The organism is Aeromicrobium piscarium (assembly GCF_007421815.1).
Taxonomy (GTDB): Bacteria; Actinomycetota; Actinomycetes; order Propionibacteriales; family Nocardioidaceae; genus Aeromicrobium; species Aeromicrobium piscarium.
The window spans coordinates 1-22,147 of sequence record NZ_VLNT01000014.1 but is presented as its reverse complement, the minus strand read 5'-3'; the positions used below and the strand labels follow the sequence as shown (position 1 = coordinate 22,147).

Below are 22,147 nucleotides of genomic sequence, written 5' to 3'. Positions count from 1 at the left end.
CGCCTACGGGCGGCTGAGCCTCGTTCGCGAGCGCAGCGCCTGACGGCGCGCCCTTGCTGAACCTCGTCGCGCCGTACCTCCAGTACTCGTCGTTTCCTCTTCACACTGGAGCACTTCGTGCGATCCCCTTCTGGTGGCCGGCATGAGCTCGGCCAGAACTTCCTGTATGACCGCGGCGCCATCGGCCGCATCCTCCACCTCGTCGACCACACGTCGGGCCCGATCCTGGAGATCGGCTGCGGGCACGGTGCGCTGACCCGGCCGCTCGCCGCGCGTGGCCGATCACTGCTCGCCATCGACATCGACCCGGCCTGTGTCCTGGCGACGCGTCGTTCCGCGCCCGCCGCCCGGGTGATGTACCTCGATGCCTTGCGCGTGCGTCTGGACCGTCCCGTGGTGGTGGGCAACCTCCCCTTCCACCTCACCACGCCGATCCTGCGGCGACTCCTGTCAGCGCCCCGATGGACCGATGCGGTCCTGCTGCTGCAGTGGGAGGTGGCGCGTAAACGGGCCGGAGTCGGCGGACGGACGATGCTCACTGCCCAGACCGACCCCTGGTTCACGGTGCGGCTGGATCGGCGCGTTCCGGCGGAGGCGTTCCGGCCGCGTCCGAGCATCGACGGCGGCATCCTCACGATCAGCCGGCGGGACGTGCCGCTGTTGCCGGCGGAACGGCGTCGTGACTATGAGCGTTTCGTGAAGGCCGTCTTCACGGCACGTGGGCGAGGGATCGCCGCGATGCTTCGGTCGGCCGGGGCGCCGCGTCCCGATCGGTCGCTCCGCGAGCTCGGGATCGCGGCACGGGCGTTGCCCCGCGATCTCGGGCCGGAGGAGTGGGCCGGACTCTTCGAGCGTCTCCGCTGACCCCGGCGGCCCCTCACCTGAGCGGTGGGTTACGCACCTCTCGATCGCCGCGAGGGGTGCGTAAGTCACCGCCTTGGGAGGTGAGGGGTGCGTAGGTCACCGCCCCGGTCGGGGGTGTCGTGTGTCTCGGTAGCGTGGTCGCCCGGACGGCTAGAGGAGGGAACGATGGAGTTGCGGGTGGAGACGGCGCGGGAGGCCGATCTCGCGGCCGTGGCCGAGGTGCTGGCTGAGGCCTTCCACGATGATCCGTTCATGAGCCGGTTGCTGCCCGGGGCGGATCGCCGGGATCGGATGCGGCGGTTCTTCGATGCCTCGGTCCGGACCCTCGGCGCCGAACACGAGACCATCGACATCGTCCGCGACGGAGACCGGATCCTCGCCGCCGCGGTGTGGACGCCGCCGGGACATCACCGTCGGCTCTCGCGCCTCGTGCTGCGGACACCCTCGATCCTCGCCGCGATGGGTCCGCGTGGGCTCGCCGCCGCTGTCGCGTGGGGACTGCGCGTGGCCAGGCGTCGTCATCGGCACGGGTCCAAGGAGCCGCGCTGGTACCTCGCCGATATCGGGGTCGGTGCCGCGGCTCGCGGTCGGGGAGCGGGTGGTGCCCTGCTGGCGCATCGACTGGCGATCATCGACGCCGCCGGGCAGCGGGCGGCACTCACGTCGACCACACCTCGGTCCGCCCGGCTCTACGCGCGCTGGGGATTCGAGCCCACCTCGGTGACCACGGCCTTCGAGCACGTGACCCTCACCTCGATGGTGCGTCCGCGACGTCAGCGTGGGGAAGTGTCGCGGGAGGGCGGCGGCGGACGGACGCCGTAGCCGTCACGGCGGAGGTCGACGACGAGCGTGGCGAGCGAGATGCCGGCGAGTAGGGCGAAGACGATGATGAGCAACCACATGGCAGATATCGTGCTACCGTTCAATTCCAGCCACGAGTGGCTGGAAGGACAGTGTTCGTCAAGATCCCGCCAGGGGGAGTCATGCGTCAGGTCGCCGTCATCGTCCCCGACGAAGTGGAGCCCTTCGGCCTCGGTGTGATCGCCGAGGTGTGGGCCGAGCCCTACCATCCCGATGACGACAATCCGGTCTTCGATGTCGCCTTCTGCACGTCTCGCCCCGGCCGCGTGCGTGGCTCGGCCGGTTTCGATCTGCACATCGAACACGACCTCGATCGCGTGCAGGGTGCCGACCTGGTGGCGGTCGCCGCCTCCAGGGACTTCCGCACCGAGCAGCCGGCCGTCAGCGAGGCGTTGCGCCTGGCGTACGACCAGGGGTCGACGATCGTCGCCTCCTGCACGGCCGCCTTCCTGCTCGGCTATGCGGGCCTGCTCGACGGCCGCCGTGCCACGACCCACTGGCGCTACGGCGACGAGATGGCGGCGCGCTTCCCGGACACGGAGGTCGACGTCTCCGTACTGTACGTCGAGGACGGGCCGATCCTCACCGGGGCGGGATCCGCGGCGGGCGTGGACACCAATCTGCACCTGATGCGTAAAGCCTTCGGCGCGGCGACGGCCGCGACGGCCGCCCGGCGGATCGTCATGCCGCCCCACCGCGGGGGAGGGCAGGCGCAGTTCGTGCCGACACCGGTGCGGGCCGAGGACTGCGAGTCCCTCGGCGATGTGCTGCAGTGGGCTCGCGATCGGCTCCATGAGCCGCTCACGGTCGGCGATCTGGCGCGGGTAGCCACCATGTCGGAACGGACCTTCGCCCGGCGCTTCCGTGACGAGACCAGCACGACCCCGCTGCAGTGGCTCACCGCGGAGCGAGTCGCCCGCGCCGAACAGCTGCTCGAGCAGACGAGGCTGTCGGTCGAGGAGATCGCCGGGCGTTGCGGATTCGGGTCCGCGGCGACCTTGCGCCACCACTTCACCGCCTCGCGGGGCACCAGCCCGGCCGCCTATCGCCGCCAGTTCACCTGCCTCGAGACCGCCTGACCTCGCGTGCCGGCGGTAGCTGGTCAACGCTACGACGTAGCTGGCGGTAGCCAGTCAACGTCACGGCCGATGGATGAGGTTGATGGCGTACCCCCAGCCTCGGGTGTGGCACGTCATCCGTGGGGGCCTCTGTGCTCCGGTGCCACCCCGAGGCGGTCGTAGTCGTCCTCGGACAAGGGAGGCATGGCCGGTCCACCGGGGCCGAGCGACGGCAGGATCAGGGCCAGATACCGTCGACGCACCGTGCGCGAGGAGGCTTCGGAGGTCAGGCCGAGCACCAGCATCCGCAGGACCCAGAGAAGGTCCACCGGCTCGAGATCCCGGCGCAGGACGCCTGCCTCCTGGCCGGAGCGCAAGAGCTCCACGAAGGGATCCGCGAGGGTCTCGAGAGCCTCGTCGGTGACCTCGGAGACCTCGATGGCACTGAACAGCGGCGCGTATCGGCCGATCGTGGCGACGAACTCCTCGGCCACAGCGAGCAGATCGAGCTCCTCGGCGACGGCGGCCCGCTCGACGATCGGCGCGATCTCCTCGGCGAACAGCGCCTGGCAGGTGGCCATCTCCAGGGAGCTGCGGTTGGGGAAGTGCCTATAGAGCGTCGCGATCCCGACCCCCGCTGTCTGGGCGACCTGCTCCATCGACGGTGAGGCATCGCCCGTCCACAGATCGCGCAGCGCCTGCACGATGCGTTCGGCATTGCGACGGCTGTCGCGGCGCTGTGACATGACTCTCCTGCGCTGACATGTGTTCTGGTTGGAACTCCATCCTACGATATGAGAGTTGCCTATCACTTCGTTCTGAGGAGATCGCACGCGTGTCCACGCTGCTGTACCGGCTCGGCAAGTCGGCCTTCGCCCATCCGTTCCGTTTCATCGGCGCGTGGGTGATCCTGCTCGCCGTCATCGGTGGCTCGCTCGCGCTGAACACGCCGCGCATGAGCTCGGAGTTCACGATCAACGACGTCCCGGCCCAGGACGTCATCGATCAGCTGTCTGCCGACCTCCCCGAGGCAGCCGGCGGACAGGGTGCCATCGTCTTCGAGGCCCCCGATGACACGACCTTCTACGATGACCCGCAGGCCGCCGCCGCGCTCGGCCAGGCCGCGGCCGATGTCTACGACAACGACGAGGTCGTCAATCCCGCCGAGCTCGCCGCGAGCGCCGACCCCGAGGCCGCCCAAGCGCAGGCCGTCGAGCAGGTCGCGGCCGTCCAGCAAGCCCTCGCGGCACGCGCCTCCGGCGTCGAGCTCGAGCAGCCGTTGCCGCTCGTCGTCGGCGAAGGAGCCCAGGCGCAGCCGGTGCCGGGCATGGTCGTCTCCGCCGACGGCAGTGTCGCGATGCTGCAGTTCCAGTTCACCCAGCAGACCTTCGACCTGCCGCAGGGCACCATCGAGGATGTCCTGCACGCCGCGGAGCAGCCCACCGAGGACGCCGGCATCAATGTCCTGCCGGGTGGATCCCTGCAGGAGCTGCCCGAGGTGGTGGGTCTGGGCGAGGTCATCGGCCTCGTGGTGGCGGCCGTGGTACTGATCCTCACCCTCGGATCGCTCGTCGCCGCCGGCCTCCCGCTCCTCACGGCGATCGTCGGCGTCGGAACCGGCGTGGGCGGCGCCTATGCCCTTGCGCACTTCTACCAACTCAACTCGATGTCCCTCGTCCTCGGCCTCATGCTCGGTCTCGCCGTCGGCATCGACTACGCCCTCTTCATCGTCAACCGGCAACGACGGCTCGTCATGCGTCAGGGTCTCTCCGCGCACGAGGCCGCTGGTCGCGCCGTGGGAACGGCAGGCAGCGCCGTCTTCTTCGCCGGCACCACGGTCGTCATCGCCCTGCTCGCGCTGTTGGTGATCGGCATCAGCCTGCTGAGCAGCATGGCGATCATCGCCGCCGCGACCGTCGCGATCTCGGTGCTCGTCGCGCTGACTCTGCTGCCTGCGCTGCTGGGTCTCGTCGGGGAGAGGGTCGTCAGCGCGAAGGCTCGCGAGACCTACTCGCGCAAGGTCGTCGACGGTGACGACCACGGCGTCGCCCGGGGCTGGGCCGGTTTCGTGACCAAGAATCGCTTCGTGGTCGCGATCGGCGTCGTGGCGATTGCCGCCGTCGCCGCCATCCCCGCCCTCGACATGCGCATGGGCCTGCCATCGGGAGAGAACTACAACGAGGGCTCCGTCCAGCGCGAGAGCTACGAGGTCACCAGCCGTGCCTTCGGCGAGGGGTCGAATGGCCCGCTGCTCGTCGTCGTGGCGTCGGCGGACGAGAACCCCGTCGATCCCGCAGCGATCGGGGCAGTGACGGAGGACATCTCCGGCAACGACGATGTCGCCTCCGCCGAGGTGGCGGGAATGAGCGAGGACGGACGCACCGTCATCATGTCGGTGGTCCCCACGAGCGGACCGACCGATCCGGAGACCGACACCCTGGTCCACGAGCTGCGCGATGCCTCGGACGGCTATGAACAGGACTTCGGCGTCACGCTCGGTATCACCGGGCAGACCGCGATGGGCATCGACATCGCCGAGAAGATGGCCGATGTCATGCCGGTCTACCTGGCGATCGTGCTCGTGTTGTCGTTGATCGTGCTGACCCTGGTGTTCCGTTCGCTGCTGGTGCCGCTGAAGGCCACGGCCGGGTTCCTGCTGTCGATCCTGGCGACCCTCGGTCTGACCACCGCGGTGTTCCAGTGGGGCTGGGTCAACCAGATCTTCGGGCTGGACTCGACCGGGCCGGTGATGGCGATGCTCCCGATCCTGGTCACCGGTATCGCCTACGGCCTCGCGATGGACTACCAGGTGTTCCTCGTGTCATCCATGCGCGAGTCCTGGGTCCACGGGCATCGCGGTCGTGACTCGGTGATCGACGGCTTCTCGCACTCCAGCCGGGTCGTGGTGGCAGCGGCGATCATCATGGTCTCGGTGTTCTCGGGCTTCATCTTCAACGGCGACCCGATGATCAAGCAGATCGGCTTCGCGCTGGCTGTCGCGATCGCGATCGATGCCTTCTTGGTGCGGATGACCCTCGTGCCGGCGCTCATGGCGATGTTCGGCGACCGCGCCTGGCGTCTGCCGCGCTGGCTCGACCGGCTCCTTCCCGATCTCGACGTCGAGGGCGAGAAGCTGCTCGAGTCCCTGGGGGAGAAGCCCGCCGCGAAGAGCTAGAGAACCCGTTGAGTGTGGGGGTACCTCCCTGGACGGAGCGCAGCGGAGTCCTTGGGGGAACGTTTGGACGGTGACATCAAGGGTTCTGCCGTCCAACCTCACACTCAACGGGTTGTGGGTCCCACGCTCAAGGGGCGGTGTCGACCCGGAGGGTGAGGAGGACGACATCGTCGCCGCGGTCGCGGCCGTCGGTCAGGATGCGGGCGATCTCATCGGGCCGCAACGGGTCATGCTCGTCGAGCGCGCTGGTCAGGGCGGAGAGCCGCTCGGCCACATCCGCATCCCGTTGCTCGACGAGCCCGTCGGTGTAGAGCACGAAGGTGTCCCCGGGCTCGAGGCGCGTCATGTGGTCGGCGCGCGATCGGCCCGGCGAGACTCCGAGCATGAGATCGGGGGCCGCCTCCATCAAGGCCGCCGGCTGCCCGGAGCGCTGGAGGATCGGAGGCAGGTGGCCGGCGTTGCTCCAGGTCAGCGTCCGGCTGCCATCGGACTCCGGTGCGCCGAGGATCGCGAGCACTACCGTCGTGAGCGCGTCCGGGCCGATGCTGGAGTTGAGATCGTCCAGCGCGGACAGGATCGCGGCGGGCTCGTCGCGTCGGCTCCACAGCAGGGTGCGGAGGGCGAAGCGCAGCTGTCCCATCGCCGAGGCGGCCTCGATGTCGTGTCCGGCGACATCGCCGACCGCGACGGCGACGCGTCCGTCCGCCAGCTCCAGCACGTCGTACCAGTCGCCGCCGACCTCGTCGGCCACATGGGCCGTGCGGTAGACCGCCCGGATCGGTAGCCCGGCGATCTCAGGGACCTCGGTGAGCATGGATCGCTGGAGGTGATGGGCGGCGTTCTGCCGCGCCTCCAGCAGCTGGGCGCGGTCGAGCGCGACGGAGGTGTAGCGGGCGAGCGCGGTCAGGGTGAGCTGATCGGCCGCGGGGACGGCGAGGGTGTCCGACCAGACGATCGCCGCCAGCCCGATCGTGCGATTCTCGACGCGCAACGGCAGCACCGTCGCGGCACCCGTCGCATTCGCGGTGACCTCGGCGGGCAGCAGCTCGAAGAGCTCGGGACCGAGTGCTTCGGGTGAGGTCGTGAAGATCGGGGTCGCGGGCATCGCGCGGCGTAGACCGTCCCAGTGCTCGGCGCTGGCTGTGGTCTGGGTGCCGTCCTTCGCGTGCCAGACCAGCGCGCCGGTGGAGTCGGGCACGCCGATGCTGACCGCTCCGGCGCCCACCAGCTCGCCGAGCCGGCCGGCGGCCTCGAGTACCTCGCGGATGGTCGTCGTCGCCACGAAGGCTTCGGCCATCTGCAGCAGCGCGGCGGTACGGCGGCTCTCACGCTCGGCCCGTTCGCGGGCGGCGGTGGCTTCGGTTGCGGCGGCGGACGATCGCAGGTGCGCGGTGCAGGCGAGGGAGATGTCGTGGAGGACCGCGAGCTCGCGGTCCTCCCAGGTGCGGGGCTCGGTGTCGATGGCGCAGAGCGCTCCGATCGTGGTGCCCTCGGCGTCGCGCAGCGGCACGCCGGCGTAGGCGACGACGCCCAGGTCCCCGATCGCGAGATTGTCGCGGAGCGTCTCGATCTCCCTGGCGTCATTGACGACGAGGGGCGCATCCTCGGAGCGCACGTACTGGCAGAAGGAATGCGAGAGCGGGGTGGTGCGATCGGTCTGCCAGGGCTCGGGGAGGCCGACGGCGCCGATGAACCGCTGATGGTCGTCGGCGACCTTGGTCACCAGTGCGACCGGGACGCTCAGGAGATCCTGGACCAGTCGGGAGTAGCGGTCGTACACGGCATCGACGCCCGTCTCCGTGTGCTGGACCGCTCCCATGTGTCTCAGGGTAGGACGATGGGCCGTGAGACGCCCCCGGGGGAGTGGGCCTGTGGACATCCGCCTCGCCTGTCGGCGCGACCTGACACGATCGGGACATGAGCACCCAGGAGCGAGCCCTCGAGTTGTTGCACCGGCTGACCGGTCGCGACGATGCCGTCTTTCACGAGGGTCAGTTCGAGGCTGTTAGCGCGCTGGTCGACGACCGTCGGCGCGCCCTCGTCGTCCAGCGCACCGGCTGGGGCAAGTCCGCGGTGTACTTCGTGGCCACCGCCCTCCTGCGTGAACGCGGTGCCGGCCCCACCCTGCTGGTATCGCCCTTGCTGGCGCTGATGCGCGACCAGGTCGCGGCGGCCGAACGCGCCGGTGTGCGCGCCGCGGCGATTAACTCCGCCACGGTCGACGAATGGGAGTCCATCAGTGCGCGGCTGGCCGCCGACGATGTCGATGTCCTGCTGGTCTCCCCCGAGCGGCTCAACAATCCGCAGTTCCGCGAGCAGCAGCTGCCCGATCTGCTCGCCCGCATGGGGCTCCTGGTGATCGACGAGGCACACTGCATCTCCGACTGGGGTCACGACTTCCGGCCGGACTACCGCCGGATCGCCACGCTCCTCAACGATCTGCAACGCAATGTGCCGGTGCTCGCCACCACAGCCACCGCCAACGCGCGGGTGGTCGCCGATGTCGCGGACCAGCTCGGCGACGGGGTCCTGACGCTGCGCGGATCGCTCGCCCGTGACTCCTTGCGGTTGGGTTGCCTCCAGCTGCCGAGTGCCCGCGACCGGCTTGCCTGGCTGGTCGCGCATCTGGGCGAGCTGCCGGGCAGCGGCATCGTCTACGCCCTCACTGTCTCCGCGGCGGAGGACACCGCGCGGTTGCTGGGCGAGGCTGGACACGAGGTCGCCGCGTACACGGGGCGGACCGACCCGGACGAACGCGAACGCCTCGAGGGCGCGCTCAAGGCCAATCAGGTCAAGGCGCTCGTCGCCACCAGCGCCCTGGGCATGGGCTTCGACAAACCCGATCTGGGATTCGTCGTGCATCTGGGGGCACCGTCGTCACCGGTCGCCTACTACCAGCAGGTCGGTCGCGCGGGCCGCGCGACCGAGCACGCCGATGTCCTGCTGCTGCCGGGTCCGGAGGATCCGGACATCTGGCGGTACTTCGCCACTGTCTCGATGCCCGATCCCGAGCGCGTCGCTGCGGTGCTGGGCGAACTCGGGTCCGAGCCGTTGTCCACCCCGGCGCTGGAGGCCCTCGTCGACATCCGGCGCACTCAGCTCGAGCTCCTGTTGAAGGTGCTCGACGTCGATGGCGCGGTACGGCGGGTACGCGGAGGATGGGTCGCCACCGGCGAGAGCTGGGAGTACGACTCCGAGCGGTATGCCCGCATCGAGCAGGCGCGAGTGGCCGAGCAGCAGTCCATGCTGACCTACGAGCGCGGCGAACGGTGCCGGATGGAGATCCTTCAGCAGGACCTCGACGATCCCACCGCGGCACCGTGCGGCCGTTGTGACGTGTGTGCGGGCGCCTGGTATCCCGCCGAAGTGCCCGGTGGTGCGGCCGAGCAGGCGGCCGGCCAGCTGCGGCGTGTGGGCGTGCCCGTCGATCCCCGGGGCCAGTGGCCCACCGGTGCCGATCGCCGGGGGCTCGACGTCCGCGGACGGATCGCGGTCGAGGAACGCCACGAGGCGGGCCGGGCCATCGCCCGCCTCACGGATCTCGGCTGGGGTGGCGCGTTGCGCGAGGTGTTCGCGGCCGGGACGCCCGATGCCCCGATCGACGAACGGCTGGCCGAGGGCGTCATCGCCACCTTGCGCGACTGGCCATGGCGGCAGCGTCCGGTCGGTGTCGTCGCGATGCCCTCGATAACCCGCCCTCAGCTGGTCGGTTCGACGGCGCAGTTCATCGCGGAGCGCGGCCGGTTGCCGCTGCTCGGCGCCCTCGACGTCGATTCGGCGGTCCCCGTCGTCGGGCCCGGAGGCAACAGCGCCTTCCGGCTGGCCTCGGTCTGGGGTCGGTTCTCGGTGAGCCCCGAGCTGGCCGCCGCGGTCTCCGCCGCACCTGGACCGGTGTTGCTGGTCGACGATCTCGTCGACAGCCGCTGGACCTTCACCGTCGCCGCCCGTGCTCTGCGGCAGGCCGGCGCTCCCGGCGTGCTGCCCTTCGCGCTGGCCTCGGTGGGGTGACGGCTCGTCAGCGGACGAGGTCGGCGGGGACGATCGTGACCGGGAGGGGAGCCGTGACCACGAAGGACTCGGCCCCGGCCGCACGTGCCACCTCGTGATAGACGCCCTCGGTGAGGGACCAGGCCAGGATCGACGGCTCGTCGGGATCGACCACCCAGTAGTGGGCGCACCCCGCCCGCTCGAGACGCTCCTTCTTCAGCAGCAGATCGAAACTGCGCGTCGACGGCGAGAGCACCTCGACGGCCAGTAGCGGTGGGCCCGGCAGATCGCGTTCGGTGAAAGCGTCGCGGTCGGCGACGAGAAGGTCGGGCTGGAGCACGGTGTCTCCTGAGAGGACCACATCAAACGGCGCGAAGAACAGCTCCCACTGCTCGGGCACCACGCGATCCAAAGCGCGGAACAGCTGCGCTGCCGCGCGTTGGTGATTGTGCCGTGGTGCGGGACTCACGACGAGCACCCCGTCGACGAGCTCGTAGCGATGCCCGTCATCGGGCATCGCATCCAGATCGTCGCGCGTCAGCGACCTGCCCCGCGGCAGCCCATGCGCCTCGATGGTCGCCATGGCACTCAGCATAGGTCGCCCCTTTCGCCATAGCCATCATCGAACAGCGGAGTCCGGTTCTCGTCCAGCGCCTCGGTCGCGACCTGTGGACAACTCGATAGGGTGAACGACGATGGCCGACACCGTTGAGACTCGACCCGTGCTCGTCGCTGAGGGAATCACCGCGAGCATCGACGACCAGCCTCTCGTCGTGCCGACGGATATCACCGTCTCCGCAGGAGAGTGCGTGGCGTTGACGGGGCCGAACGGGTCCGGCAAGACCACCCTGTTGCGCCTGCTCGCCGGCCGACTCGTACCGAGCGGCGGGACCGTGCTGCTCGATGACGAACCGGTCGACGAACGCTCGACCCACGTGCGCTCGGCGCTCTCCGTCCTGATCGGTGTTCCGGCCCTCTATCCCGATCTCACGCTGGGCGATCACGTGCAGCTGGTGCATGCCACCTGGGGTTCCGTGGGTGAGACCGATCTGGAGCGCTTCGGGGTCGGTGCTCTGCGCGATCGTTTCGTTCATGAGCTGTCCTCGGGCCAGCAGCAGCTGTTCAGCCTCGCGCTGGTGTTTGCGCGCCCCTCGCGCGTCCTCGTCCTCGATGAGCCCGAGCAACGCCTCGATGCCGACCGAAAGGACCTGTTCGCGGTCGCGGTCGAGGAGGCGCTGGCCGATGGACGATCGGTCGTCATGGCCTGCCACGACCACGACCTCGTCGCGCGGCTGGCGCGACGACAGGTCAGCCTGTGACCGCACCCGACCGGCTGCTGCGCGAGATCCGCACGCGGCCGCGTGCCGCCGACCGCGCGACGGACCTCTACATCGTGGTCCTGTCCGTACTCGTGTTCGTCCTCCCGTTGGCGCGCTGGGGTACCCAGCAGGTCGCTCCGGCGACGCAGTGGTCGCCGCCCTGGTGGACTGCTGCGATCGCCGCCATGCTTGTGGCGATCGGGGCGGCGGCAGCTGGCCGGACGCGTGGTCCCGTCGCCGTCTCGGCACCGTACGTGGAGTGGGTCGTCGCGGGCTCCGCTCCTCTGGCGCGTCGGCTGCGACCCTCCTGGTGGCGGAGCCTGCTGGTCACTATGGCCGCCGTGCTCTTCGTCACCGTGGTGGCGGTCGTCTCGCGATCGACCTGGCCCGACCCGGTCGGTGCTGTGACGGTCTCGGCTGTAGCCCTCGGCAGCGGCGTGCTGCTGTCCGTCGTCTGGCTCAGCGGCCAGGCGCGCCGCTGGAGGAATGCGGCCGTGCTCGTCTTGCTCTCCGCCGGCACGGGCCTCGCCTGGACTGGCGCATGGCGCTCGCTCGACGGCGACCCGGCGTGGTGGTCACTCCTGGTGGTGCCGGTCGCCGTGGGGACCGCGGTGGTGGTCCCCCGCGCGTTGTCGGCGATCCGGCCGAGCCGATTGCGGACGCAGGCCATCCGATGGAGCCGGATCGAGGTCTTCGCGACGACGGCCGACCTGGCCTCGGCCGCCGCCGTGCTGCGGGCGCCGACACGCCTCGGCCGGCATTGGCGACCCGCCTTCGCGGCGCCGCCGTTCGTGCGTCGTGACCTGATCGGTCTCGTGCGAGCACCTGGACGGACGGCCACCGGCCTCGGCGCCGCGGCCGCGGCCGGGTCGCTGATCCCGATCGCCCAGAACGCCGTCACCCCGCTGATCGCCCTGATATCGGTGGCGGCCGCCTATGTCGGCGTATGCTTCCTCAGCGACGGTCTGCGGTTCCATGCCTTCGACCGGGAACGTCCCTCCGCCTTCGGCGTCGGGCCCGGGGCCGCGGCCCTCCAACACCTCGTGGTGCCGACGGCGCTGCTGACCCTCGTGATGGGGTCCGCAGCGGTCCTCGGCGGCTCCCCGCACGTGGCCATCGCACTTGCCCTGTTGGTCGTCGCCTGCCGAGCGCTGTCGGTCTTCAAGGGGCACATGCCGCTCGAACTGCTCACCCCGGTGATGACCCCCGTCGGTGAGATGTCGTCCGCCGGTCGTCTGATCTGGCTGGCGGATGCGGTCCTCGTCGCCCTGCTCGTCGGAGGCACCACGGTCTCCCAGGCCTCGGGATGGGATGCGGTCGCCATCTTGGTGGTGGCCGCCGGACTCGTCGCGGTCTGGGCCCGGTCGCGCTGGCGTCAGTGACGGCCGCCGACGGTCATTCGGGCGATATCGAGGTAGCGCTCCACCAGCGCCTCGGGGGTGAGCGGTCCGTCGGAGCCATACCACTGCGCCACCGAGGTGCACATGGTCACGACCGCGCGGCTCGCCTCGACCGGGTGCGGGGTGGTGAACAGGCCCCTCGCGACCCCGCTGTCGACGACCGTGTCCATCAGCCGCTGCTGGATGTCTCGCCGGCCGATGTGCGCCTCACGTGCCTCGTCGTCCAGGCTGCGGATCTCGCTATAGGCGAGGAAGGCCTGCTCGCGCTCATACGCGTGGAAGCGCACGAGGCAGGCGACCAGGGCGTCGAAACGCGCCGTCGGATCCTCACCGGCCGCATCGAGAGCCTCGACGCTCTGCTGGTGGAGCGATTCCATCGCGGTGCGGACGATCGCCTGGAGCATCTCCTGTTTCGAGCGATGGTGATGGTAGAGCCCCGGCACCGAGAGTCCGGCGCGCGTGGCGATGACCCGGATCGAGGTTCCGTGATAGCCCTGCTCCACGAAGCAGTGCTGAGCGGCGCGCAGGATCGGAGTCATCGCCGGCGGGGCATCGGTTGTTCGCGCAGCGGCGCACATGATGTCTCGTTCCCTCCCGGCTTGACAGAGCTCACACGTGTGTCGACACTCTAACCGAGCGATCGATCGGTCGGAAGGGAATGCCAGATGGAACACCGGTGGTTGTCGTTGTACCCGCAAGGGTTGGAAGCCAGCATCGAGCGAGAGCACGGCACGCTCGTCGAGGCATGGAATGCCCGCGTCGCGCGCCAGCCGGAGGCGCCGGCTCTCGCGTACTTCGACGGCCGCTACACCGTGGCCGAGGTCGATGAGATCGCCGAAGCCCTCGCTAGTGCCTTGGCCGAGCGCGGGGTCGAGCGCGGTTCGCATGTTGGCGTCTACCTGCAGAACGTGCCGCAGTACGCCTTCGTGCTGCTCGCTCTCTGGAAGCTCGGCGCCGCGGCCCTCATCCTCAATCCGATGTATCGCGGCGAGGAGCTGCGTCGGCTGATCGTGGATGCCGAGGCGGTGGGCCTGATCTGCGAGGACGACACGATCGAGGCCGCGCGGGCAGCCGCTGACGGCACGACAGTCGGCTGGGTCATCAGCACGAGTCCACGGGACTTTCAGAGCCGCGACGACGAGCGCGTCTTCGGTGCCGCTCCGGGTGAACGGGCCGTGGCCGATGCCGATCTCCTGGCCCTCGTCGAGGAGCACCGGGGCCGCCGCGTGCCCGCGCTCGCACTCACCGCCGACGACATCGCCCTGCTGACCTACACCTCCGGCACGACCGGACCGCCCAAAGGGGCGATGAACAGCCACGGTGCCGTGCTCCAGGTCGCGGTGTCGTACGCGCGATGGACCGACCTGCGCCCCGGCGACGTGGTGTTCGCGATCGCGCCGCTCTTCCACATCACTGGCGCGGTCGTGAACGCGACGATGGCACTGGTGCACGACACCCTGCTGGTGTTCATCCACCGTTTCCGCCCGGAGGTGGCGCTCGAGGCCTTCATCGAGCACGGAGTCACGACGATGGTCGGCTCGATCACCGCCTTCAACGCATTGTCGGAGGTGCCGGGGGCGGGACGTGAGCACTTCGCGTCGATGCGCGCGGTCTACTCCGGTGGGGCGCCCATCCCGCCCGCCACCGTGCGTAAGTTCGTCGACCGTTTCGGCGTCTACATCCACAATGTCTACGGCATGACCGAGACGAGCTCGGCGATCATCGCCGTCCCCCTCGGTGCCGAGGCCCCTGTGCATGAGCCGAGTGGCACGTTGTCGATCGGCGTCCCGTTGCCCGACATGGAGGCACGGGTGGTCGATGAACAGGGTGAGCCGTTGCCGCCGGGTGAGCAGGGCGAGCTGGAGCTGATCGGTCCGCAGCTGATGAGCGGATACTGGCACAAGCCCGAGGTCACCGCCGCCACGATGCCCGGTGGGAGGCTGCGCACCGGCGATGTCGCGATCATCGACGAGGCGGGCTGGGTCTACCTCGTCGACCGGTTGAAGGACCAGATCAATGTCTCGGGCTACAAGGTGTGGCCGCGCGAGGTCGAGGACGCGCTCTACGAGCATTCGGCCGTGCTGGAGGCCGCGGTCGTGGGCCGTCCCGACGACTACCAGGGCGAGTCGGTCGTCGCCTATGTCTCGACCGCCTCGGGCTCGACCGTCGATCCCGAGGAGCTGCGCGCCTTCGTCAAGGAGCGGCTCGCGGCGTACAAGGTCCCCCGTGAGGTGCACGTGGTCGATCAGCTGCCCAAGACGGCGACCGGCAAGATCCGCCGCAACGTCCTCCGTGACGCCGAGGGCTGAGAGCACCCTCGGTGGAGGGTATCGAGGCCACGTCCGGTGGTTTCGATACGGCCCTCGTTCCTCCCCCGCAAGCGGGAGGTGCCCCCAGGGCCTACTCAACCACCGGACTGGATCCTCGGTGGTCGAGTAGCTAAAGGCCGTCCACGGCCGACGCGTATCGAGACCACACTTACGGAAAGGTGATCTCGAGTAATGACCGGAGCGCTGGAGCCAGCGCACTAAGGCCGCGTTGGAAGCGAGCTTCCTGCTCGATCACCGGACCTCATCCTCGTGCGCTCTCGGCTATCGGTGTGGCTGGGTGGATTCGCGGATGGCGAGACCGGGCACGAGTCGCTCGACGGAGGGCTCGCGCCAGGCGTCGCCCTCGCCCATCAGCAGCTCCGTGGTGCGACGCGCGATCTCCCCGACGGGGGGCGACAGCGAGGTGATCGGGGGGTCGGTCAGTTCGAGCAGCTCGGAGTCGTCGAAGCTGACCAGGGCGATATCGCCGGGGAGCGAGACACCGCTGCGCTGGAGGGTCGAGTGAACCCCCACAGCGAGCACATCGGCGCCGCAGACGATCGCGTCGATATCCGTCGTCGAGTCGAGCAGGTGCCGCGCGGCCTCGCGTCCTGCCGAGGTCGAGAACTCCGAGACCACGGTGACCGGGGCATGCTCTCCGGCGATGTCGGTGAATGCCGCGAGGCGTTCGGCTCCCGATGACGACGCGGTCTCCGCGCCGACATAGGCGATGCGCTCGCGTCCCGCCTCGCGCAGATGCTCGATCAGCAGTCGCACCCCCGTGATGTTGTCGAGCACGATCGCGGCCGTGTTCCCGTCGCGGGTACGGCGATCCACCTGAGCGAGTGGCACGGCATCGCGGGCTTCGACGAGCGCGGCGCCGGAGTCCTCATAGGAGACGGGGACGATCGCGATGGCATCGACGCGGCCGTCGGTGAGGCGGCGAAGATGAGCCGCCTCGGACTCCACGTCGTTGCGGGAGTCGGCGATGAGGAGATCGGCGCCGCGATCGCGGGACTCGCCAGCGAAGGCCTCGGCCAGGGCGACGAAGTACGGATTGGTGAGGGTCGGGACCACGATGCCGATGGTGCCGGTCTGACCGGTACGCAGGGCACGCGCTGACACGTGCGGACGGTAGCCGATGCGGCGGGCGACCGCCCAGACCCGTTCGGCGAGTACCGGATCGACGTGGCGGGGAGATCCCGAGAGCACCCGTGAGGCGGTCGCCCGGGACACGCCTGCGGCCTCGGCCACATCGATGAGGCGGACGCGCTGCCTGTTCACAGGGTCTTCCTCTCATCGACGGACGGGACCCGAGGCTATCGCAAGCTCCGTGCGCCGACACCGGGGGTTGACGAGAAAAGCGACGTGGGTCACCATGGGCAAATCGATTATCGGGAAAACGATCTCCCAGATTGGAGTCGCCGATGCGACCGCAGGTCACCGTCGTGGGCTCGGTGAACAGAGACGCGACCGTCGCCGTCTCGCAGTTCCCGCGACCCGGTGAGACCCTGCTCGGCGGGGACCTCGCGCAGACCCTGGGTGGCAAGGGCGCCAACCAGGCCGTCGCCGCCGCACGGCTCGGTGCCGTGACCTGCTTCGTCGGCGCCATCGGCGTCGACGGTGCGGATGTCCGGTCCGAGCTGGTGGAGGCGGAGGTCGGCGTCTCGGGCCTCGTCACCCTCGAGGATGTCCCCACGGGAGCCGCCTTCATCCTCGTCGACGATGCCGCGGAGAACATGATCGTCGTGAGCCCCGGTGCGAACGCGCGTCTCGCCCCGGCCCATCTCCCGGCGGCTCTGCTCGATGGCCCCGGGGGCGTGCTGCTGCTCCAGCAGGAGGTCCCGACGGACGTGGTGACCGAGGCCGCTCGGCGAGCCAAGGACGAAGGGGGGACAGTCGTGCTCAACCCCGCCCCCTCGCGTCCGATCGCCCTCGATCTCCTCGATGCCGTCGACGTGCTCGTGCCGAACCAGCACGAGCTCGCCGCGCTGCTCGATGCCCCCGAGCCGGAGGGGATCGAGGACTGCCGCGCGCTGCTCGCCCGGCTGCCCGAGCACATCGAGGCCTGCGTGACGCTCGGTGCCGATGGTGCGCTGGCACGCTCGGACGCTGAGATCGTGCACATCCAGGCCCCGAGGGTGACGGCCGTCGACACCGTGGGTTCGGGAGATACTTTCTGCGGTGCGCTGGGCGTCGCGCTCGGCAACGGAGCGTCCTTCACCGACTCCGTGGCGTGGGCCGTCCACGCCGCCAGCATCGCGGTGGGCTACCGAGGCGCGCAGGGCGCCTTCCGCGGCGACGACGATCTCGCGCGGCTCGGACCGATCCCGGTCTGAGCGTCGCCGCTCACAGCCAGGGTGCGCCGAGGATGTCGCGCCGGAACAACGGAGGAACACAGCATGTCGAACGAAGCTCACGAGCAGCCGGTCGCCGCTCAGAAGGGGCCTGAGCTCAACGGCGTCAACCCGGTGCCGCTCGAGGAACGCCGCGGGAAGTCCGCAGGACTCTTCGCCGTGTGGTTCGCCTGGAATGTCTCCATCATGGGCATCGGTTACGGCATCTACGTCTTCGGCCTCGGTCTCAGCCCCCTGCAGGCCATCATCGCCGGCACCATCGGTTACGCCGTCTCGGCCTTCCTCGTGGGCATCCTGTCGGTCGGCGGACCGCGCACCGGCCTGCCGACCCTCACCCAGACCCGGTTCGCCTTCGGCTACGAGGGCAACAAGATCCCCGCCTTCTTCGCCTATCTGTCCAATATCGGCTGGAAGGTCACGATCATCACCCTGGCCTCCACCACCGGCGCGAATATCTTCGCCCGGCTGTGGCCCGACCAGTTCGCCACGGCCGCCGGCCGCCCCGTCTCGTGGCTGATCCTCGTGTGGTTCGTGATCGTCCTCGTCCTGACGATGTGGTTCGCCGTCGCCGGTCACGCCGTCATCATGAAGGCCGAGCAGTGGATCGCGGCGCTCACCGGCGTCATGACACTGGTCTTCATCGCGATGATCGTCCCGCACATCCACTGGGACCGCCTCGGCGACAATCCCTCAGGATCGGCGCTTGCCTTCGTCGGCGGCATCGTCATGGCCATGACGATGGTCGGCCTCGGCATGCTCAACTACGGTGGCGACTTCGCCCGCTACCTGCCGCGCGAGACCCCGGCCCGTGGAGTCATCGGCTGGACCACGCTCGGCATCGCGCTGCCCGTCACGGTGCTGCTGATCCTCGGCATTCTGCTCGCCGGCTCCAATCCCGATCTCGGCGGCCAGGCGGCCATCGACCCGATCGCCGCGCTCACCGTCCTGTTGCCGACGTGGTTCTTCGTGCCGTTCAGCATCGTCATCGTGATCTCGCTGATCTCCGCGGCGATGACCGGCATCTACTCCTCGGGGCTCGCGCTGATGGCGGTGGGCGTGCCGGGCAGCCGCGTGATCATCACGATCATCAACGGTGTCATCATCGCCGCCGGTGCCTTCTACCTGCTGTTCATCTCCACGTCCTTCCTGGCGACCTTCCAGGCCTTCCTCGCCCTGATCGCCGTCGCGATGGGGACCCTGGGCGGCATCCAGCTCGTCGACTTCATCCGCCAGCGCCGGATGAACTGGAATGTCGACATGGCGCTGCCCGCGGGCCAGGGTGGCCGCTCCGGGCGCTGGACGGCGCTCCTGTCGCTCGTCGTCGCCACGGTGCTCGGCCTCGGACTCGTCACCTCCGGCGATCCCTATATCGCTCGGGTCGTGGGCTTCCTGCTCACCGAGGAGCAGCGGAACGGCGTACTCGGGGCGAGCAATATCGGGGTCGTGATCGCGATGGTCGTCGGATCGGCGTTGTATGCGATCGTGACCTTCGTATTCAAGCAGGACCCGAAGCCGGACTACTCGGCGGTGACGAAGGAGCGGTCCGTCCGTGCCTGAGACGAGGGTCGTCTCCACCGGGAGCGTCGAGGAGTTCGCCGCTCCCGGGCCGTACAACGCTCCGGCGGCGTACTGGTTCTGGCATCGCCTCCCGACGCCGGAGGAGATCGCCGTCCAGGTTCGCGACATGCGCGAGGCCGGCTACCAGTCCTTCCAGATCCAGACGCGGATGTCCTTCCCGCTGGAGGAGTACCTGTCCGAGGAGTACCTGCGACTGTGCCGTCTGGCCGCCGACGAGGCCGCCCGGCAGGACATGGTCGTGGGGATCTACGACGAGTACAACTGGCTCAGCGGACACGCGGGCGGACGCGTCGTCGCCGGACACGACCACCTGCGAGAGCAGCACCTGTTCCATGTCACGGTGCCGGTCGCCGGGAGCCGCGCGGAGGGGCGCATCGACGGTATCCGGCCCCAGGACGTGGCCTACCTGCTCGACGCGGGGATGAACTGGGTCTTCGAGGGCGGCGCACCGCTCTGGGACGACTGGAAGCTGGTCGCCGCGGTCGTCCGGGACGGCGACGAGGTGCGCGAGGCGACCCCCGCCGCGACGATCGTGGCCGCGACCGAGGACGGCTGCGAGCTCGCCGCCGACCTGGAGGGTGAGACGCTCGGCGATGACGCGGAGATCGTCTTCTTCGTGAGCGCGCGGTGCGCGAGCAGCCGGATGATCAACTACCTCGATCCCGCGGCTGCCGAGCGTTTCACGGAGGTCGGCTACGACCCCTACGCGCGCGCTTTCGGCGAGCACCTGGGCTCCACCGTCCAGTACGTCTTCTTCGACCAGCCGCACGCCTGCTTCTTCACGTGGGACCAGAATCCCGGCGTCATCGCGGCGACGCTGATGTACGACGAGGGCTTCTACGCGGAGCTGGCCGGCGAGGTGGGTGAGCGCTGGCCGGCGATGCTCGCCTCGCTCGCGGCAGATGTCGGCGAGGCGACCGCGGCGCTGCGCACGGAGTTCTTCGAGCGCTACTCCGCGCGTGCCGTGAACTCCTTCTTCGGCACGCTCCGGCGCTGGTGCGAGGAGCACGGGGTGCTGCTGACGGGACACGAAGTGCTCGCGCACGTCTCGTCCTGGGATCCGACCGGCACGATCATCGCCGACGATCCACGGACCAACTTCGGGCTCGACTACTTCGGTCTCGACGCGTGGCGCCAGATCACCGCGGTCGACGCGCGCAACGAGTACCCGCAGCTGCCCGCCAAGTTCGGCGACTCGGTCGCGCGGAGCAACGGGCGTTCCGGGTGCATCGTCGAGCAGTATTTCGGGCGCGTCGTCCCGGGTTCGCACTTCGCCGCCGGCTGGTGGGAGCTGACCCTCGCCCAGCTCCGCTCGCAGACCCTGCGGCATTTCGCCTTCGGCGCGCGGCAGATCCTCATGCACGCCTACTGGCTCACCGACGGCCACGAGCGTGAGGAGATGTTCACCAATCCGCGCTTCGACTTCGCGCCGGGCGTGAACTTCGAGCCGTGGTTCGGCTACCACCGGGCCTACGCGGAGGAGACCGCCCGGGTCTCGGTCTTCCTCGACGGCGCGGAGCCCCTCGATGAGGTCGCGGTGCTCTATCCCCTGCGCACGGCCTGGTACGGCGGGCCGGAACACGAGTTCGGCGAGCAGACGGCCTTCTGGACCGAGCACCTCGCCCGCGACAGCGTCGACTACCACCTGATCGACGAGCGCGATCTGCGCGCGGCTGCCGTGGCCGATGGGCGCCTGCACCTGCCGCACGGGCGCGAGTACCGGGTGCTCGTCCTGCCCGGCGTGGAGGTCCTCCGCGACGAACGGGTCCTGGAGGTGCTCGAGGAGTTCGTCGCCGCCGGGGGCCGCGTGTTCTCGACGGGCGTCACCCCGCGGGCCACCCAGACCGCCGGGCACGATGCCGTCATCGTCGAGCGTGTCGCAGCGGTGCGTGAGAGCTCCTCGTGGACCGCGTGGGAGGAGCAGCCCGACTGGGCCTCGGCGGTGCGGCCGCGGGTGTTCGAGGCGATCCCGCCGGGGCCGCGGATCGATGACGAGAGCGGTGTCGAGGGTCAGCTCTGGGTGCGCCGGAGCAGTACGCGGGTGATGGCCTTCAACGACGCGGAGCATCCGCGGCCCGTCGTCGTGCGTCCTGGCACCCTGCGCAGTCGTGTCCGGTGCTGGGACCCGCGCACCGGCAGCGTCGAGGGCTGGCGGGACATCGGCGAGTCCTTCAGCGTCGAGCTGGCGCCGGGCGAGGTGCTCCTGGTGGAGATCTTGCGGACAGGGGAGGCCGCTCCGTCTCGACGGTTCCTCGTCGACGGGTGGACGGTGGAGATCGAGGGTGTCGAGGTGCCTGTCGACCCGGCCCGGGGCTGGGAGACTCAGGGCTTCGAGACCTTCTCGGGTATCGGCACCTATCGCATGCGGGTGACCCTCGCCGAGACCGACCGCTCCTGGGAGCTGGTGCTGCCCGTCGTCCACGGTTCGGCCGGCGTGAGCGTGAACGGCGTCGATCTAAGAGAGCTGCCGTGGGCTCCTGGCAGGGTGCCGATCCCCGAGGCCGTATTGCGACCCGGAGAGAACCTGATCGAGATCCGGGTGGCCTCGTCGGCTGCGAATGCGTACTACCGGGGCACTGGCCAACAAGGGGACGGTCTCGCGCCGAGCGGGCTCGGTGCGGTGCCGCTGCTCGTACCTGTCGAGGCCTCGTCTGCCACACATCGGAAGGACTGACCATGCTGAAGGGCGTCAACCCGCTGTTGGGACCGGAGCTGCTCTACGCGCTAGCGCGGATGGGACATGGTGACGAGCTGGCCGTGGTGGACACCAACTATCCCGCGTACGCCGCCGGTGCCGAGGTCGTCCGGCTCGACGGTGTGGACTCCACCGAGGCGATCCGTGCGATCACCTCGGTGATGCCACTGGACCAGTTCCTCACGTCGCCGCTGCGCTACATGATCGGCACACCGGGTGAGGATCGGCGGGTCGTGGCTCAGGACGCGGTCGAGACGGTCGCCGTCGCCGAAGGACGACAGGTCGGGGCTGCGCCCATCCATCGCCTGGACTTCTACGAGGTCGCGCGTTCGGTGCGTCTCGTGGTGGCGACGGGTGAGACCCGCCCCTATGGCTGCTTCCTGCTCACCAAGGGCGTCTGGCCCGATCTCCACCCCGGCGACTGACAGTGATGATGTGGGTGAGCCCCGCAGCGGTCGTCCTGACTCAGCGACTGACTGACTGAGGGTCTTTAACGGGATCTGTCGGTCGATCCGCTGCGGGGCTCGTGTGCACTCACCAGACG

17 protein-coding genes are annotated in these 22,147 nt (G+C 69.5%); 12 read left to right on the top strand and 5 right to left on the bottom strand.

What is annotated here, in order from left to right; all coding sequences use genetic code 11:
* The first annotated feature begins 117 nt into the window (after positions 1-117).
* The 3 genes from erm to FNM00_RS14430 all read left to right on the top strand — a co-directional run bounded on the left by erm (position 118) and on the right by FNM00_RS14430 (position 2,804).
* On the top strand, positions 118-864 hold the full coding sequence (erm, locus tag FNM00_RS14440) for a 23S ribosomal RNA methyltransferase Erm (RefSeq protein WP_143914256.1): 747 nt from the start codon (positions 118-120) through the stop codon (positions 862-864).
* Between the two features lie 165 nt (positions 865-1,029).
* Positions 1,030-1,686 carry a GNAT family N-acetyltransferase gene (locus FNM00_RS14435; RefSeq protein ID WP_221933751.1) on the top strand — a complete coding sequence of 219 codons (657 nt, stop codon included), beginning with the start codon at positions 1,030-1,032 and terminating at the stop codon, positions 1,684-1,686.
* A gap of 161 nt (positions 1,687-1,847) precedes the next feature.
* On the top strand, positions 1,848-2,804 hold the full coding sequence (locus FNM00_RS14430) for a GlxA family transcriptional regulator (RefSeq protein ID WP_143914255.1): 957 nt from the start codon (positions 1,848-1,850) through the stop codon (positions 2,802-2,804).
* A gap of 113 nt (positions 2,805-2,917) precedes the next feature.
* Here the strand turns inward: FNM00_RS14430 and FNM00_RS14425 are convergent, their stop codons facing one another.
* Positions 2,918-3,529: a TetR/AcrR family transcriptional regulator gene (locus FNM00_RS14425; protein ID WP_143914254.1), complete on the bottom strand. Its 612-nt coding sequence runs from the start codon at positions 3,527-3,529 to the stop codon at positions 2,918-2,920.
* A gap of 89 nt (positions 3,530-3,618) precedes the next feature.
* Between FNM00_RS14425 and FNM00_RS14420 the strand changes: the two genes are divergently transcribed.
* Positions 3,619-5,958, top strand: a complete 2,340-nt coding sequence (locus tag FNM00_RS14420) for an MMPL family transporter (protein WP_143914253.1) — start codon at positions 3,619-3,621, stop codon at positions 5,956-5,958.
* 127 nt (positions 5,959-6,085) lie between these two features.
* Here FNM00_RS14420 and FNM00_RS14415 read toward each other — a convergent pair whose 3' ends face one another.
* The gene (locus FNM00_RS14415) at positions 6,086-7,777 is read right to left on the bottom strand and encodes a GAF domain-containing SpoIIE family protein phosphatase (RefSeq protein WP_185973168.1); all 1,692 of its coding nucleotides are present in this window, start codon (positions 7,775-7,777) and stop codon (positions 6,086-6,088) included.
* A gap of 98 nt (positions 7,778-7,875) precedes the next feature.
* Here FNM00_RS14415 and FNM00_RS14410 point away from each other — a divergent pair, with 98 nt between their 5' ends.
* Positions 7,876-9,966 (top strand): RecQ family ATP-dependent DNA helicase, encoded by a 2,091-nt coding sequence (locus tag FNM00_RS14410; RefSeq protein WP_143914251.1) that lies wholly within the window; start codon positions 7,876-7,878, stop codon positions 9,964-9,966.
* 7 nt (positions 9,967-9,973) lie between these two features.
* On the opposite strand, the gene FNM00_RS14405 is transcribed toward FNM00_RS14410, so the two are convergent.
* Positions 9,974-10,528, bottom strand: coding sequence for a Uma2 family endonuclease (locus tag FNM00_RS14405; RefSeq protein ID WP_221933750.1), 555 nt, complete (start codon positions 10,526-10,528; stop codon positions 9,974-9,976).
* 112 nt (positions 10,529-10,640) lie between these two features.
* Here FNM00_RS14405 and FNM00_RS14400 point away from each other — a divergent pair, with 112 nt between their 5' ends.
* Positions 10,641-11,264, top strand: coding sequence for an ABC transporter ATP-binding protein (locus FNM00_RS14400; protein ID WP_143914249.1), 624 nt, complete (start codon positions 10,641-10,643; stop codon positions 11,262-11,264).
* On the top strand, positions 11,261-12,646 hold the full coding sequence (locus FNM00_RS14395) for a hypothetical protein (RefSeq protein WP_143914248.1): 1,386 nt from the start codon (positions 11,261-11,263) through the stop codon (positions 12,644-12,646). The genes FNM00_RS14400 and FNM00_RS14395 overlap by 4 nt, the downstream gene beginning before the upstream one ends.
* Here FNM00_RS14395 and FNM00_RS14390 read toward each other — a convergent pair.
* Entirely contained in the window at positions 12,640-13,242 is a 603-nt protein-coding gene (locus FNM00_RS14390) for a TetR/AcrR family transcriptional regulator (RefSeq protein WP_143914247.1), read from the bottom strand. The genes FNM00_RS14395 and FNM00_RS14390 overlap by 7 nt on opposite strands.
* An 87-nt stretch (positions 13,243-13,329) precedes the next feature.
* Between FNM00_RS14390 and FNM00_RS14385 the strand changes: the two genes are divergently transcribed.
* Positions 13,330-14,973, top strand: a complete 1,644-nt coding sequence (locus tag FNM00_RS14385; RefSeq protein WP_143914246.1) for a class I adenylate-forming enzyme family protein — start codon at positions 13,330-13,332, stop codon at positions 14,971-14,973.
* Positions 14,974-15,255: 282 nt separating this feature from the next.
* Here FNM00_RS14385 and FNM00_RS14380 read toward each other — a convergent pair whose 3' ends face one another.
* Positions 15,256-16,257: a LacI family DNA-binding transcriptional regulator gene (locus FNM00_RS14380; protein ID WP_143914245.1), complete on the bottom strand. Its 1,002-nt coding sequence runs from the start codon at positions 16,255-16,257 to the stop codon at positions 15,256-15,258.
* Between the two features lie 143 nt (positions 16,258-16,400).
* Here FNM00_RS14380 and FNM00_RS14375 point away from each other — a divergent pair, with 143 nt between their 5' ends.
* From FNM00_RS14375 to FNM00_RS14360, 4 genes are all read left to right on the top strand, one after another.
* A complete protein-coding gene (locus FNM00_RS14375) occupies positions 16,401-17,312 on the top strand; it encodes a ribokinase (RefSeq protein ID WP_143914244.1) in 912 nt (303 codons plus the stop codon).
* Positions 17,313-17,375: 63 nt separating this feature from the next.
* Positions 17,376-18,887 carry a purine-cytosine permease family protein gene (locus tag FNM00_RS14370; protein ID WP_143914243.1) on the top strand — a complete coding sequence of 504 codons (1,512 nt, stop codon included), beginning with the start codon at positions 17,376-17,378 and terminating at the stop codon, positions 18,885-18,887.
* Complete coding sequence (locus tag FNM00_RS14365) at positions 18,880-21,582, top strand: hypothetical protein (protein WP_143914242.1); 2,703 nt, start codon at positions 18,880-18,882, stop codon at positions 21,580-21,582. Before FNM00_RS14370 ends, FNM00_RS14365 begins: the two co-directional genes overlap by 8 nt.
* A 2-nt stretch (positions 21,583-21,584) precedes the next feature.
* Positions 21,585-22,028, top strand: coding sequence for an RbsD/FucU family protein (locus FNM00_RS14360; protein ID WP_143914241.1), 444 nt, complete (start codon positions 21,585-21,587; stop codon positions 22,026-22,028).
* Positions 22,029-22,147: the final 119 nt, after the last annotated feature.

Excerpts from the sequence above, each read along its gene's own strand:
- FNM00_RS14435 (WP_221933751.1), top strand. The coding sequence starts at position 1,030 with ATGGAGTTGCGGGTGGAGACGGCGCGGGAGGCCGATCTCGCGGCCGTG.
- FNM00_RS14370 (WP_143914243.1), top strand. The coding sequence starts at position 17,376 with ATGTCGAACGAAGCTCACGAGCAGCCGGTCGCCGCTCAGAAGGGGCCT.
- FNM00_RS14390 (WP_143914247.1), bottom strand. The coding sequence starts at position 13,242 with ATGTGCGCCGCTGCGCGAACAACCGATGCCCCGCCGGCGATGACTCCG.
- FNM00_RS14405 (WP_221933750.1), bottom strand. The coding sequence starts at position 10,528 with ATGGCGACCATCGAGGCGCATGGGCTGCCGCGGGGCAGGTCGCTGACG.
- FNM00_RS14425 (WP_143914254.1), bottom strand. The coding sequence starts at position 3,529 with ATGTCACAGCGCCGCGACAGCCGTCGCAATGCCGAACGCATCGTGCAG.
- FNM00_RS14375 (WP_143914244.1), top strand. The coding sequence starts at position 16,401 with ATGCGACCGCAGGTCACCGTCGTGGGCTCGGTGAACAGAGACGCGACC.
- FNM00_RS14410 (WP_143914251.1), top strand. The coding sequence starts at position 7,876 with ATGAGCACCCAGGAGCGAGCCCTCGAGTTGTTGCACCGGCTGACCGGT.
- FNM00_RS14415 (WP_185973168.1), bottom strand. The coding sequence starts at position 7,777 with ATGGGAGCGGTCCAGCACACGGAGACGGGCGTCGATGCCGTGTACGAC.
- FNM00_RS14430 (WP_143914255.1), top strand. The coding sequence starts at position 1,848 with ATGCGTCAGGTCGCCGTCATCGTCCCCGACGAAGTGGAGCCCTTCGGC.
- FNM00_RS14400 (WP_143914249.1), top strand. The coding sequence starts at position 10,641 with ATGGCCGACACCGTTGAGACTCGACCCGTGCTCGTCGCTGAGGGAATC.
- FNM00_RS14385 (WP_143914246.1), top strand. The coding sequence starts at position 13,330 with ATGGAACACCGGTGGTTGTCGTTGTACCCGCAAGGGTTGGAAGCCAGC.
- FNM00_RS14360 (WP_143914241.1), top strand. The coding sequence starts at position 21,585 with ATGCTGAAGGGCGTCAACCCGCTGTTGGGACCGGAGCTGCTCTACGCG.